Source organism: Halomonas campaniensis (assembly GCF_014193375.1).
Lineage (GTDB): Bacteria > Pseudomonadota > Gammaproteobacteria > Pseudomonadales > Halomonadaceae > Halomonas > Halomonas campaniensis.
In genome coordinates this window covers 36,468-49,489 of the sequence record NZ_JACHZF010000021.1, presented here as the reverse complement: position 1 = coordinate 49,489, position 13,022 = coordinate 36,468, and the positions used below count along the sequence as shown (strand labels likewise).

Here is a 13,022-nt window from a genome sequence, read left to right as displayed (position 1 = left end):
TCAGGCCTCCTGTGCCTGGGCGTCGTCATTGGCGGCGAGCTGTCTCACGTCCACGAAGTGGCCGGCGATGGCGGCGGCGGCGGCCATCGCCGGGCTCACCAGGTGGGTGCGCCCGCCGTAGCCCTGGCGACCCTCGAAGTTGCGGTTGGAGGTGGAGGCGCAGTGCTCGCCGGCGCCGAGCTTGTCGGCGTTCATGGCCAGGCACATGGAGCAGCCCGGCTCGCGCCACTCGAAGCCCGCCTCGATGAACACCTTGTCGAGGCCCTCGGCCTCCGCCTGGCGCTTCACCAGACCGGAGCCCGGCACCACCATGGCCAGCTTGATGGAGTCCGCCACTTTCTTGCCGCGGGCCACCTTCGCCGCCTCGCGCAGGTCCTCGATGCGGGAGTTGGTGCAGGAGCCGATGAACACCTTGTCGAGGCGGATGTCGGTAATCTTCTGCTTCGGCGCCAGGCCCATGTACTGCAGCGCCCGAGTGTAGCCATTGCGCACGGTCTCGTCGGCCTGGGCCGCCGGGTCCGGCACCTCGCCGGAGATCCCGGTGACCATCTCGGGGCTGGTGCCCCAGCTGACCTGCGGTTCGATCTCGGCGGCGTCCAGGGTCACCACCTTGTCGAACGCGGCGTCGGCGTCGGAGACGAGTCCACGCCAGTCGGCCACGGCCGCCTGCCACTGCTCGCCCGTCGGCGCATAGGGCCGCTCGGCGAGATACTCGATGGTGGTGTCGTCCACGGCGATCAGGCCCACGCGGGCGCCGGCCTCGATGGCCATGTTGCACACCGTCATCCGCCCCTCCATGGAGAGACCCTGGATGGCGCTGCCGGCAAACTCGATGGCGTAGCCGGTGCCGCCTGCGGTGCCGATCCGGCCGATGATGGCCAGCACCACGTCCTTGGCAGTGACGCCAGTGCCGAGCGTGCCCTCGACGCGCACCTGCAGGTTCTTCATCTTCTGGGCCAGCAGGCACTGGGTGGCGAGCACGTGCTCCACCTCGGAGGTGCCGATGCCGTGGGCCAGGGCGGCGAAGGCGCCGTGGGTGGCAGTATGGGAGTCGCCGCAGACCACGGTCATGCCCGGCAGCGTCGCGCCCTGCTCGGGGCCCACCACGTGGACGATGCCCTGGCGGGGGTCGTTGATCTTGAACTCCTCGATGCCGAACTCGACGCAGTTGTCGTCGAGGGTCTGCACCTGGATCAGCGACACCGGATCCTTGATGCCGGCATTGCCCTCGGCCCGCTCCTTCACGGTGGTGGGCACGTTGTGGTCGGGCGTGGCCAGGTTCGCATCGAGGCGCCACGGCTTGCGGCCCGCCAGGCGCAGGCCCTCGAAGGCCTGGGGCGAGGTCACCTCATGGAGCAGCTGGCGGTCGATGTAGATCAGCGCGGTACCGTCATCGCGCTCCTTGACGAGGTGCTGCGACCACAGCTTGTCGTAGAGTGTCTGGCCTGCCATGTCGTTTCTCCCGGGCCCTCGGCCCTTGATGTCATATCCGGACGTGTTGTTTCGGACGACTGCCTCGCCGACGAAACTTCCGTAGGAGGGCAACTTGTTGCGCGACTGGAGGCCGCAGGCCTCCCTGGATGACGCCACCCAGATCGGCAACACCACCGGGCGCCTGACGGCGCCAGTCGCGATGCAGAGCATCCCTCCTACCGGCGCTTGGCGCTTGGCGCTCGGCGCTCGGCGCTTGGCGCTTGGCGCTCGGCGCTCGGCGCTCGGCGCTCGGCGCTCGGCGCTCGGCGCTCGGCGCTCGGCGCTCGGCGCTCGGCGCTTTTGCAGCAGTCTCCCGCCCCTCGCCCATAAAATCAATTCATGTTATTAATGGATTGGATTCCCATATGGAATTTGTTCATCACGCTCGACGGGGACGCCCATGGATACCCAGAACCTGCAGGCCTTCCTGGCCGTCGCCGACAGCGGCAGCTTCTCCCGCGCCGCAGAACAGCTCCACCTCACCCAGCCGGCGGTCAGCAAGCGCATCGCTGTCCTTGAGACCCAGACCGGCGCCCGTCTGTTCGACCGCATCGGCCGGCGCGTCACCCTCACCGAGGCGGGCCGGGTGCTGCTGCCGCGGGCACGCCAGATCCTGGTGATGGTCGACGACAGCCGTCGGGCGCTCGGCAACCTCGAGGGCCGCGTGGCCGGCAGCCTGACGCTGGCCACCAGCCACCATATCGGCCTGCACCGCCTGCCGCCGCTGCTCAAGGCCTATACCCGCGCCCACCCCGAGGTGCGCCTGGACCTGCACTTCCTCGATTCCGAGGAGGCCTACCAGGGCGTGCTGGACGGCTCGCTGGAGATCGCCGTGGTGACCCTCGCCCCCCACCCCGACGAGCAGCTCGAGGTGGTTCCGGTATGGGTCGACCGGCTCTGCTTCGTCTGCGCCCCGGACCACCCCCTGGCGGGGCTCGAGCACCCCAGCCTGCAGACCCTCTGCGACTTCGACGCCGTGCTCCCGGGCCCCCTCACCTTCACCCGGGGGCTGATCGAGGCGCGCTTCGCCGCCGCGGGACTGCGCCTGCCGGTGGCGCTCTCCACCAACTACCTGGAGACGCTGAAGATGATGACCGCGATCGGGCTGGGCTGGAGTCTGCTGCCGGAGCGCCTGGTGGCCGGCGACCTTCACGAGCTGGCCATCGACCACCCGCCGATCCATCGGCCGCTGGGGTTCATCGTGCATCGCAGCCGCACCCTGTCCAACGCCGCACGGGCGATGCTCGGGGAGCTCGAGGCCGCCCGGGAGCCGGCAGCACGAGCGGGCGAGCGCCGGATTGTTTAGACTGCTAGCCATTGTGCCCGACACCCGGCCCCAGACATCCGTTCAGGAACCCCGTCCCCGTGCCAGCGCCGACTCCCCCGCCGATATCGCTTCGCCACGCCCTCGCCGGGGGGCTGATACTTGGCGGGCTGGTGCTGCAGGTGATGCGCTTCGCTGGCCTGCCCGTCGCCCTGCCGGCGGTGAGCCACGCCTTCTGGCTGGCGGTCGGGCTGCTGTGGGTCGATCTCGGCCAGCGCAACCGCCGCCAGGCGGGCGCCCTGGCCGGCATCGGCCTCGTCCTGCTGCTGGCGGCATGGCTGGGCTACGGCGCCGACATCGCCTGGTCGCGCATCCTCGACGGCAACAGCTACGTGGTGGCCATGCTGGTCGGGGTGAGCTTCATCGGGCTGATCGGCACCCGCCAGGGCCATTCGCCGCCGGCGGGGCACGGGGTCACGGGGCGGCGCGGGGTCATCGGCACCTGGCTGGGCGTGCACCTGCTCGGGGCCATTCTCAACCTCTCCACCGTGTTCATGGTCGGCGATCGCCTGCAACGCCGGGGCCCCCTGAGCCTTCCCCAGCTGCTGGCCCTCAATCGGGGCCTGTCGAGTGCGGCGCTCTGGTCCCCCTTCTTCGCCTCCATGGGCGTGGTGATGACCCTGGCCCCGGAGATGCGCTTCCCCACCGTGGTGGCCTTCGGCATGCCGCTGGCGCTGCTGGCCGGAGTTCTCACCGCCCTGGAGCTGGGGCGCCGCTTCGATCTCTCGCGGGTCGCCGGCTATTCGCTGTCACCCCCCAGCCTGATGATGCCGGTGGGCATGGCGGCGCTGGTCATGCTCTTCCACTACGGCCTCACGCCCGGGCTCTCCATCGTCAGCATCATCACCTTCCTGATGCCCGGCGTGGCGCTGGCCAGCAACCTGCCCAGGGGGCCCCGCTGGACCCTGCGCCGGGTGCGCAGCCACGCACTGGAGCGGCTACCGGCGATGCGCGGCGAGATCTCGCTGTTCCTCTGCGCGGGGCTCTTGACCCAGGGCCTCTCCACCTTCATCGGCGCCGCCACCGGCAGCGAATGGACGCTCTTTACCCAGTTCGGCACCCCCCAGGCCGTGGCCAGCTTCCTGGCCATCGTGGCCAGCGCCGTGGTCGGCCTGCATCCGATCATCGGCGTCTCGGTGCTGGCATCAATGCTGGAACTGGGCGGGGATCGGCAGACGCTGTTCGCCTTCGTGGCGCTGGCCTCCTGGGCGGTGGGCACCAGCGTCGGCCCGCTCTCCGGGATCAACCTCTCCCTGCAGGGGCGCTACGGCGTCAGCGGGTCGGTGATGATGCGCCACAACCTGGGCTATGCCGGCGTCATGACCGCCCTGGTGGTCATGGCGATCGTGATGCTAGACGCCTGGCTGTGACAGCTACAAGGAGCAAGGGGCAAGGGGCAAGGTTCTCCTTGTTCCTCGGTTTCTTGTTCCTTGCCCCTGGCCGAAGGCCTACTTCGAGACCCGCTGGAAGTAGCGGTGGCCGCACTGGTGGCACGGCTCGATGCGCGCCACGCCCTCGAGCGTCACCTCGCTGCCGCAGTGCACGCAGGCCATGCGCCCCGGTGCCGCCATCTCGCCTTCGCAGTAGTCGGCGCGGGCGGCCTCCAGGTCCTCCTCGAAGCGCTCGCGTTCGACCACGCTGCGATCGGCGATGGAGAGCAGCGACTCGCTGACCTTGCGCGACAGCGCCGAGAGGTCGATGCCCAGCCAGGTCGCCACGCTCTCGCCGCCGGCACTCAGGTAGCGGCGCATCTCCTTGAGATCGCGCTCGACCCAGGCGCGCAGCAGCGACAGCTCATCCTTGGTGAACTCCTCGAGCTCCGCCTCGAACTCCACGGCGTCGTCCAGCTCCTGCTGCAGGTTTTCCCAGGTCAGCTCGTGGGCCCCCTCGCGCAGGCGATCCAGCATGCGCTCGTAGCCTTCGCGCAGCCGGTGGTCCTGGGGGTGTTTCTGCTGCTCGCTCATGGTGTGCTCCTTCTCCTGCGGTGAGCCGGCGAGGCCCGGGGCATAGCCGGGCCGGGCCGTGCTGGGGTATCCTTGCCTACCATTTAGACGACTTCCCGTCGGCAGTTCAACGTCTTGACGCACAAAGCCGCAAGACCGTGACGCCGGACAAGCCCCGTTGACCCGCGTCGCCCCTCGCGGCGGCGCGACCGACTCGCAAGGTACCCGAAGACAGCGATGGACGCACAGTACAAGCCCCAAGAGATCGAACGCGATGCCCAGCAGTTCTGGGACAGGAACCAGTGCTTCAAGGCAGTGGAAGACGCCAACCGCGAGAAGTTCTACTGCCTGTCGATGTTCCCCTACCCCAGCGGCAAGCTGCACATGGGGCACGTGCGCAACTACACCATCGGCGACGTGGTCTCCCGCTACCAGCGCATGCAGGGCCGGAACGTGATGCAGCCCATGGGCTGGGACGCCTTCGGCATGCCGGCGGAGAACGCCGCGATCCAGAACCGGGTACCGCCGGCCGAGTGGACCTACGCCAACATCGACTACATGCGGACACAGCTCAAGGCGCTGGGCTTCGCCTACGACTGGAGCCGCGAGTTCGCCACCTGCGACGTGAGCTACTACCGCTGGGAACAGTGGTTCTTCACCAAGCTGGTGGAGAAGGGGCTGGTCTACAAGAAGATGTCCACGGTCAACTGGGACCCGGTCGACCAGACCGTGCTGGCCAACGAGCAGGTGATCGAGGGGCGCGGCTGGCGCTCCGGCGCCCTGGTGGAGCGCAAGGAGATCCCGCTGTGGTTCCTCAAGATCACCGACTACGCCGATGAGCTGCTCGCCGACCTCGATACCATCGAGTGGCCCGAGCAGGTCAAGACGATGCAGCGCAACTGGATCGGCAAGTCCCGAGGCGTGGAGCTCAGCTTCGATATCAAGCCCGCTGAAGGCTCCGACATCAAGGCCGCCGACGGCGAGGCCTGCGAGCCGCTCTCGGTCTACACCACCCGTCCCGACACCCTGATGGGCGTCACCTACATGGCCGTGGCCGCCGGCCATCCGCTGGCGAAGCAGGCCGCCGAAGGCAATCCGGCGCTGGCCGCCTTCTGCGAGGAGTGTGCCCGCGGCGGCACCTCAGAGGCCGAGCTCGCCACCCGCGAGAAGCAGGGCATGCCCACCGGCCATGTGGCCGTGCATCCGCTCACCGGGCGCGAGGTGCCGGTCTTTGTCGCCAACTTCGTGCTGATGGAGTTCGGCACCGGCGCGGTGATGGCGGTCCCCGCCCACGACCAGCGCGACTGGGAGTTCGCCACCAAGTACGGCCTGCCCATCGAGCCGGTCATCGCCGACGAGAGCGGCCAGGCGCCGGACCTCTCCCAGGGGGCCCATGACGACTACGGCACCCTGATCCACTCCGGCGAGTTCGACGGGCTCGACTTCGAGGCCGCCTTCGAGGCCATCGCCACCCGGCTCGCCGAGCTGGGTCGCGGGGAGGTCAGGACCCACTACCGCCTGCGCGACTGGGGCGTCGCCCGCCAGCGCTACTGGGGCGCCCCCATCCCGGTCAAGTACGGCCCCGAGGGGCAGACCGTGCCGCTCACCGACGCGGAGCTGCCGGTCGCCCTGCCCATGGAGGTCACCGTCGACGCCACCGGCTCGCCGCTCAAGCGCATGCCGGAGTTCAGCGACCTGGGCGACGGCTGGGTCCGCGAGACCGACACCTTCGACACCTTCATGGAGTCCTCCTGGTACTTCGCCCGCTTCTGCTGCGCGGACAACCCCGATGCCATGCTCGACGAGCGGGCCGACTACTGGCTGCCGGTGGACCTGTACATCGGCGGCATCGAGCACGCCATCCTGCACCTGCTCTACGCGCGCTTCTTCACCAAGCTGATGCGTGACCTGGGCCTGGTGAAGGTCGACGAGCCGTTCCAGCGGCTGCTCACCCAGGGCATGGTGATCGCCGAGACCTTCTATCGGGACACCGCCAACGGCGGCAAGGAGTGGTTCAATCCCGCCGACGTGGAGGTCAGGCGCGACGAGAAGGGCCGGCCGATCAGCGCCGTGCTGATCAAGGACGGCCAGCCCGTGGAGATGGGCGGCATCGAGAAGATGTCCAAGTCGAAGAACAACGGCGTCGACCCCCAGTCGATGATCGACCGCTTCGGTGCCGACACCGTGCGGCTGTTCATGATGTTCGCCGCTCCGCCCGAGCAGTCCCTGGAGTGGTCCGACTCCGGCGTCGAGGGGGCCAGCCGCTTCCTCAAGCGCCTGTGGCGCCTGGCCAGCGAGCACCTCGCGGCCGGCACCCCCGGCACGCTGGAACTCGCCGCACTCACCGAGCCCCAGCGCGAGCTGCGCCGCAAGACCCATGAGACCATCAGGAAGGCCAGCGACGACATCGGCCGGCGCACCACCTTCAACACCGCCATCGCCGCGGTGATGGAGCTGACCAACGCGCTGGGCCGCTTCGAGGACGCGAGCCCGCAGGGCCTGGCCGTGGCCCGCGAGGCGCTGGAGGCCTGCGTGCTGCTGCTCGCCCCCATCACGCCCCACGCCTGCCACGCCCTGTGGGCGGCGCTGGGCCATGAGGAGCCGGCCATCGACGCCGCCTGGCCGGCGGTGGACGAATCGGCCCTGGCTCGCGACACCATCGAGCTGGTGGTACAGGTCAACGGCAAGCTGCGCGCCCGCATCGAGGTTGCCGCGGACGCCGACAAGGCGACCGTCGAGGCCGAGGCCTTCGCCGCCGAGAACGTGCAGCGTCATACCGAGGGCAAGACGGTCCGCAAGGTGATCGTGGTGCCCGGCAAGCTGGTCAATATCGTGGTGGGCTGAGCCCGCCGCGGGACAGGGAGCGACCCATGCAGCGACGCACCTTCCTCACCCTCGCCCTGGCCGGCACCGCCGGCCTTGCGCTGTCCGGCTGCGGCTTTCGCCTGCGCGGCCTGGACACGCCATCGGCGGTGATCGATGAACTGGCCATCTCGGGCCCGGACAGTGACCTCGCGCGTCTCGCCCGGGAGCGGCTCGAAACCGCCGGCACCCGCGTGCACGGCGACGCGGACCGGGTGCTCAACCTGGGCGAGCCCGAGATCCGGCGGCGCAACCTCAGCGTGCTCGACTCGGGCCCGCGGGACGAGGAACTGGTGCTGCGCGCCCCCTTCTCGGTGCAACGACGCCGCGACGGCGCCTACCTGCTCGACCAGCAGCGACTCGAGGTCTCGACCCGCTACACGGTCAGCGACTCGAACCTGCTGATCCAGGAGGACCTGCGCGACGAGGCTAGCCGCGAGCTCCTCGAGGTGGCAGTCCGCCAGCTCCTCGACCGCCTGCGCAGCCTGTCGCGCTAGCACAGGTCGCCTGGCACCTGTGGGAGCTGGGCTCCGCCCGGCGAATGGCGGCGAAGCCGCCCAGCGGTGTTGCTGGCCAATGCAGTAGCCTCAGCTTTTTCGCCCCGCAGAGCGTGGCTCCCACCAGTCGTAAAAGCCATGGTGGTGGCTGGATAACCACCAGAATGGACAACCCTCCGTGGCTATCAAGACAAGCCACCGCATGAATCGACCTCGGTAAAGGCGCCATCGTGAAAGTCTTCCCCGACAAGCTGGCCGATGCGCTGGCCAAGAAGCTGCCCCCGGTGGTGATCGTCGCCGGCGAGGAGCCCCTGCAGCACATCGAGGCCTGCGATGCCGTGCGCGCCGCCGCTCGCGAGCGAGGCATCGAGGAGCGCGAGATTCTCCACGTCGAGGGCAACTTCGCCTGGGGCCGGCTTCACGAGGCATCGGCCAGCCTGTCGCTGTTCGCCGGCGCCAAGCTGATCGAGGTGCGCCTGGCTGGCAGCAACCTCGGCCAGGAGGGCACCAAGGCGCTCAAGGCCTATGCCGACGACCTCAAGGGCAGCGACAACGTGCTGCTGCTCGCCATGGGCAAGCTCGACTTCCGCCAGCAGAAGAGCGCCTGGTTCCAGGCCCTGGACAAGGCCGGCCTGTTCGTGCCGGTGTGGCCGGTGGATGCCTCGCGGCTGGGCTTCTGGCTGCGTGACCGTGCCTCGCGCCACGACCTCAACCTCGACCTGGACGCCGCCCGCCTGCTGGCCGAGCGCACCGAGGGCAACCTGCTGGCCGCCGACCAGGAGCTGCAGAAGCTCGCCCTGATACTGCCCCCTGGCGCCCGGGTCTCCCCGCGGGAGGTGGCCGGCGGCGTGGAGGACAGCGCCCGCTACGACGTCTTCACCCTGGTCGACGCCTGCCTCAAGGGGGAACGCGCGCGGGTCGCACGGATCATCGCCGGCCTGCGCGGCGAGGGCGTGGAGGCGCCCATCGTGCTCTGGGCCCTGACCCGGGAGCTGCGCACCCTGCTCTCGCTGCACCAGCACCTGGACCAGGGGCAGAGCTTCGACCACGCCTGCAAGTCGCAGAAGCCGTCGATCTTCGAGAAGCGCAGACCCGCCTACCAGCAGGCCATCGGCCGGCTGCCGGTCAAGCGGCTGCACAAGCTGCTGCTGTTCGCCCAGCGCCTCGACCTGGCCATCAAGGGCGCCTCTCCCCTGCCCGTCCAGGACGGCCTCCACGACCTGGCCCTGACCCTGGCCGGCGGCCGCGGCCTGCTCGCCGAACTCCCCTCTTCCTATCGCATCGGCTGACCCCGCCCGCGTTGACCGCCAAGGGCATGAAATGTCACGCCATTTCGTCCTATACTGGGCAAGTATCATCGTGACGCCACACGGATCGCCAGGACGCGACGCGTGGATCATCAAGGAGCCGGAAGCCACTCCAACGAAGAAGGAACACCGACATGATGAAGAAGATCTGCCGTTACCTCAGCCCGCTGCTGATCACCGCCCTGGTCCTGGGCAGCCTCCCCGTGGCCGCCGCCCCGGCCTCCCCGGGCAGCGACCTGATCACCACCCAGGCGGCCCTGAACGCCGAGCGCGGCCAGGCCGATCGCGAGCGGATCCACGAGATCCTCGCCCGCGACGACGTCCAGCAGCAGCTGGTGGCCCAGGGCGTTGACCTCGCCGAGGTGGAAGCCCGCGTGGCCGCCCTCTCCGACGCGGAGGCCGCCCAGATGGCCGACCAGCTCGAGCAGCTGCCCGCCGGTGCCAGCGTGGTCGGCGCCCTGTTCGCCGTCTTCGTGATCCTGCTGGTCACCGACATCCTCGGCCTGACCAACGTCTTCCCCTTCACCCGCTGAGCGGGGAGCCCCATGACATCACGCCGAATCCGGCACCCCTGGAACGCCCGCCCTGCGGGCGTTCTCGCGTTGGTGCTGCTGATGCTCACCCTGGTCGGCTGCGCCAGCACCCCGCGCCTGGCCGAGACCACCGAGGAGCGCCTGCCCCGCCAGCTGCTGCTCGATGACGTGCCCTTCCACGCGCAGCGCGACTACCAGTGCGGTCCCGCTTCGCTGGCCATGGTGCTCAACGACGGCGGTGTCGATATCGACGTCGACACCCTGATTCCCCAGGTCTTCCTGCCCGAGCGCGAGGGCAGCGTGCAGCCCGAGATGCTGGCCACCGTGCGTCGCCACGGCCGTATTCCCTTCGTGATCGAGGGACGGCTCGATGCCCTGCTCACCGAGGTGGCGTCGGGCCATCCCGTGGTGGTGATGCAGAACCTCGCGCTGCCCGCCTGGCCCATGTGGCACTACGCGGTGGCCATCGGCTTCGACCTCGACCGTGACGAGCTGATCCTGCACAGCGGCGAGGAGCCTCGGCGCGTCGAGTCCTTCCGCCGCTTCGATGCCACCTGGGCCCGCAGCGAGCGCTGGGCCTTCGTTGCCTTGCCGCCGGGGCAGCTGCCCGAGGGCGTCCGGCCCGCCGCCGCCATGGAGGCGATCAGCGCCTTCGAGCGTCTCCATGGCGCCGAGGCGAGCCTTCCCGCCTGGGCCGCGCTGGCCGACCGCTTCCCCGGGAACGGCATGGTGCAGTTCGGACTGGGCAATGCCCGGCATGCCAGCGGCGACAGCGAGGCCGCCATTGCGGCCTTCGAGCGGGCCGTCTCGGCACAGCCCGAGCTGGCCGTCGCCTGGCTCAACCTGGGCCTGGCCAGGCGGGGCCAGGGCGATCTCGGCGGGGCGAGGGACGCCCTGGAACGTGTCGCCGCGCAGCCCGGCCACTGGCAGCCCCATGCCCGAGAGGCGCTGGACGCGCTTCAGGAGGAATAGCCATGGCCTACGAGATCACGCTCAAGCGCATCTATGCCGACGCCACCGACGAGGAGGGCGCCAGGGTCCTGGTCGACCGCCTCTGGCCTCGCGGCAAGCGCCGGGAGAGCCTGGCGCTCACCGACTGGTACCGTGACGCCTCGCCCTCTCCGGCACTGCGCCGCCAGTACCATCGCGGCGAGATCAGCGCCGGCGTGTTTGCCGCCCGCTATCGCGGCGAACTGCGCGACGACCCCGACAGCCTGGTGCCGCTGATGCGACACGCCCGACGGGGCCGGTTGACGCTGCTCTCGGCGGCACGCGACCTGGAGGCCTCCCACCTGCCGATCCTGCGTGACGCCCTGCTCAAGGCCCTGCATGACGAGGACGGCGCGGATCGGGAACCGGCCTCGCCGCCCTGCTATGCCCACCGGCTGGACGAATAGCGGGGCTCGGGCAGCCGCGCGTCGGTAATGAAAGAGCCCGCAGGCATCGCCTGCGGGCTTACGTCGTCTGGAGGGACGGCAGTGCTCGACTAGAACACCCGGTTCAGCCCGTTCTGGGCCGCCACGCGATAGGCCTCGGCCATGGTGGGATAGTTGAAGGTGGTGCTGACGAAGTACTTCAGCGTGTTGGCCTCGCCCTTCTGCTGCATGATCGCCTGGCCGATGTGGACGATCTCCGAGGCCTGGTCGCCGAAGCAGTGGATACCGTAGATCTCCAGGGTGTCCTGGTCGAAGAGGATCTTGAGCATGCCCACGGTGTCGCCGGTGATCTGGGCCCGGGCGGTATCCTTGAAGAAGGCCTGGGCCACCTCGTAGGGCACCCTGGCCTCGGTCAGCTCCCGCTCGTTGCGCCCGAAGGAGCTGATCTCGGGGATGGTGTAGATCCCGGTGGGCACCTCGGTGACGTAGCGGAAGTCGTCATCGACCATCTCGCTGGAGGCGTTGAGCCCCTGGTCGTAGGCGGCGCTGGCGAGGCTCGGCCAGCCGATCACGTCGCCGGCGGCATAGATGTGGGGGATGGCCGTGCGGTAGTGCTCGTCCACCTGCAGCTGGCCGCGGGAATTGGCCTCGAGCCCGATGTTCTCGAGCCCCAGCTGGTCGGTGTTGCCTGTGCGCCCGTTGGCCCACAGGAAGGCATCGGCCCGCAGCCGCTTGCCCGACTTGAGGTGCACGGTCACGCCGGACTCGTCACCCTCGACCCGATCGTACTCCTCGTTGTGGCGGATCAGCACCCCGTGCTTGCGCAGGTGGTAGGAGAGCGCGTCACTGATCTCGTCATCCAGGAAGCTGAGCAGGCTGTCGCGGTTGTTGATCAGGTCGACCTTGACGCCGAGCCCCGAGAAGATCGAGGCGTATTCGCAGCCGATGACCCCGGCACCGAAGATGATCAGGGTGCGCGGCGTGTGGGACAGGCTGAGGATGGTGTCCGAGCAGTAGATCCGCGGATGGCGGAAGTTGATGTCCGCCGGACGGTAGGGACGCGAGCCGGTGGCGATGATGACCTTCTGGGCGACCAGCTCCTCCATCCCCTCGTGCTCGTCACGCACCAGCAGGGTGTGTTCGTCCTTGAAACGCGCCACGCCGGTGAACAGGTCGATGCGGTTGCGGGCATAGAACTTGGTGCGCATCTCCACCTGCTGGTCGATGGTGATGCGCGAGCGCTCCATGACCCTGGGGAAGGAGAACCAGCGCGGCTCGCCGATATCGCGGAACATGCGGTTGGTATTGAACTGCATGATCTGCTTGACCTGGTGGCGCAGCGCCTTGGAGGGAATGGTGCCCCAGTGGGTGCAGTTGCCCCCCACCAGGGGCTGCTTCTCGACCACCGCCACGCGCTTGCCATGCTTGGCGGCGTTGATGGCGGCGCTCTCGCCGGCAGGGCCGGTGCCGATCACCACCACATCGTAGTGTTGGACTGCCATTGGCTGCTCGATCTCCTTGCTATTGGGCACCCGTTGAGGCTGTTTCTTCTGGTGGGAGCCACGCTCAGCGAGCGGTTCGACGCCTCGACGAATGGCACCGCAGGCGCCCCGGCAGAGTCGCTGGCATTGGCGAACACCGCCAGGGAGCCCTTCGGTCTCCATTCGCCGGGCAGAGCCCAGTTCCTACCAGGGATCACAGACCCTG

The 13,022-nt window shown here is 69.0% G+C and carries 11 protein-coding genes; 8 read left to right on the top strand and 3 right to left on the bottom strand.

What is annotated here, in order from left to right; genetic code table 11:
• Positions 1 to 1,452 (bottom strand): 3-isopropylmalate dehydratase large subunit, encoded by a 1,452-nt coding sequence (gene leuC / locus BDK63_RS14100; RefSeq protein WP_183333034.1) that lies wholly within the window; start codon positions 1,450 to 1,452, stop codon positions 1 to 3.
• A 421-nt stretch (positions 1,453 to 1,873) separates the two neighbouring features.
• Between leuC and BDK63_RS14095 the strand changes: the two genes are divergently transcribed.
• Both BDK63_RS14095 and BDK63_RS14090 read left to right on the top strand, forming a co-directional pair.
• Entirely contained in the window at positions 1,874 to 2,779 is a 906-nt protein-coding gene (locus tag BDK63_RS14095) for a LysR family transcriptional regulator (RefSeq protein ID WP_183333032.1), read from the top strand.
• Between the two features lie 143 nt (positions 2,780 to 2,922).
• On the top strand, positions 2,923 to 4,167 hold the full coding sequence (locus BDK63_RS14090) for a hypothetical protein (protein WP_246386152.1): 1,245 nt from the start codon (positions 2,923 to 2,925) through the stop codon (positions 4,165 to 4,167).
• 78 nt (positions 4,168 to 4,245) lie between these two features.
• Here the strand turns inward: BDK63_RS14090 and BDK63_RS14085 are convergent, their stop codons facing one another.
• Complete coding sequence (locus tag BDK63_RS14085; RefSeq protein ID WP_183333030.1) at positions 4,246 to 4,761, bottom strand: zinc ribbon-containing protein; 516 nt, start codon at positions 4,759 to 4,761, stop codon at positions 4,246 to 4,248.
• 216 nt (positions 4,762 to 4,977) lie between these two features.
• Between BDK63_RS14085 and leuS the strand changes: the two genes are divergently transcribed.
• The 6 genes from leuS (at position 4,978) to BDK63_RS14055 (ending at position 11,336) form a co-directional block, all read left to right on the top strand.
• Positions 4,978 to 7,584 carry a leucine--tRNA ligase gene (gene leuS / locus BDK63_RS14080; protein ID WP_183333028.1) on the top strand — a complete coding sequence of 869 codons (2,607 nt, stop codon included), beginning with the start codon at positions 4,978 to 4,980 and terminating at the stop codon, positions 7,582 to 7,584.
• 26 nt (positions 7,585 to 7,610) lie between these two features.
• Positions 7,611 to 8,099 (top strand): LPS-assembly lipoprotein LptE, encoded by a 489-nt coding sequence (locus BDK63_RS14075; protein ID WP_183333026.1) that lies wholly within the window; start codon positions 7,611 to 7,613, stop codon positions 8,097 to 8,099.
• A 230-nt stretch (positions 8,100 to 8,329) separates the two neighbouring features.
• A complete protein-coding gene (holA, locus tag BDK63_RS14070) occupies positions 8,330 to 9,388 on the top strand; it encodes a DNA polymerase III subunit delta (RefSeq protein WP_183333024.1) in 1,059 nt (352 codons plus the stop codon).
• Between the two features lie 155 nt (positions 9,389 to 9,543).
• Positions 9,544 to 9,939 carry a PA2779 family protein gene (locus BDK63_RS14065; RefSeq protein ID WP_183333082.1) on the top strand — a complete coding sequence of 132 codons (396 nt, stop codon included), beginning with the start codon at positions 9,544 to 9,546 and terminating at the stop codon, positions 9,937 to 9,939.
• A gap of 12 nt (positions 9,940 to 9,951) precedes the next feature.
• The gene (locus BDK63_RS14060; protein WP_183333022.1) at positions 9,952 to 10,911 is read left to right on the top strand and encodes a PA2778 family cysteine peptidase; all 960 of its coding nucleotides are present in this window, start codon (positions 9,952 to 9,954) and stop codon (positions 10,909 to 10,911) included.
• Between the two features lie 2 nt (positions 10,912 to 10,913).
• Positions 10,914 to 11,336: a DUF488 domain-containing protein gene (locus tag BDK63_RS14055; protein ID WP_183333020.1), complete on the top strand. Its 423-nt coding sequence runs from the start codon at positions 10,914 to 10,916 to the stop codon at positions 11,334 to 11,336.
• An 89-nt stretch (positions 11,337 to 11,425) separates the two neighbouring features.
• On the opposite strand, the gene sthA is transcribed toward BDK63_RS14055, so the two are convergent.
• A complete protein-coding gene (gene sthA / locus BDK63_RS14050; RefSeq protein WP_183333018.1) occupies positions 11,426 to 12,817 on the bottom strand; it encodes a Si-specific NAD(P)(+) transhydrogenase in 1,392 nt (463 codons plus the stop codon).
• Positions 12,818 to 13,022: the final 205 nt, after the last annotated feature.

What these genes read in the sequence shown, in the direction of transcription:
- BDK63_RS14085 (WP_183333030.1), bottom strand. Translation starts at nt 4,761, where the DNA reads ATGAGCGAGCAGCAGAAACACCCCCAGGACCACCGGCTGCGCGAAGGC.
- BDK63_RS14065 (WP_183333082.1), top strand. Translation starts at nt 9,544, where the DNA reads ATGAAGAAGATCTGCCGTTACCTCAGCCCGCTGCTGATCACCGCCCTG.
- BDK63_RS14055 (WP_183333020.1), top strand. Translation starts at nt 10,914, where the DNA reads ATGGCCTACGAGATCACGCTCAAGCGCATCTATGCCGACGCCACCGAC.
- BDK63_RS14075 (WP_183333026.1), top strand. Translation starts at nt 7,611, where the DNA reads ATGCAGCGACGCACCTTCCTCACCCTCGCCCTGGCCGGCACCGCCGGC.
- leuS (WP_183333028.1), top strand. Translation starts at nt 4,978, where the DNA reads ATGGACGCACAGTACAAGCCCCAAGAGATCGAACGCGATGCCCAGCAG.
- BDK63_RS14095 (WP_183333032.1), top strand. Translation starts at nt 1,874, where the DNA reads ATGGATACCCAGAACCTGCAGGCCTTCCTGGCCGTCGCCGACAGCGGC.
- sthA (WP_183333018.1), bottom strand. Translation starts at nt 12,817, where the DNA reads ATGGCAGTCCAACACTACGATGTGGTGGTGATCGGCACCGGCCCTGCC.
- leuC (WP_183333034.1), bottom strand. Translation starts at nt 1,452, where the DNA reads ATGGCAGGCCAGACACTCTACGACAAGCTGTGGTCGCAGCACCTCGTC.
- BDK63_RS14090 (WP_246386152.1), top strand. Translation starts at nt 2,923, where the DNA reads ATGCGCTTCGCTGGCCTGCCCGTCGCCCTGCCGGCGGTGAGCCACGCC.
- BDK63_RS14060 (WP_183333022.1), top strand. Translation starts at nt 9,952, where the DNA reads ATGACATCACGCCGAATCCGGCACCCCTGGAACGCCCGCCCTGCGGGC.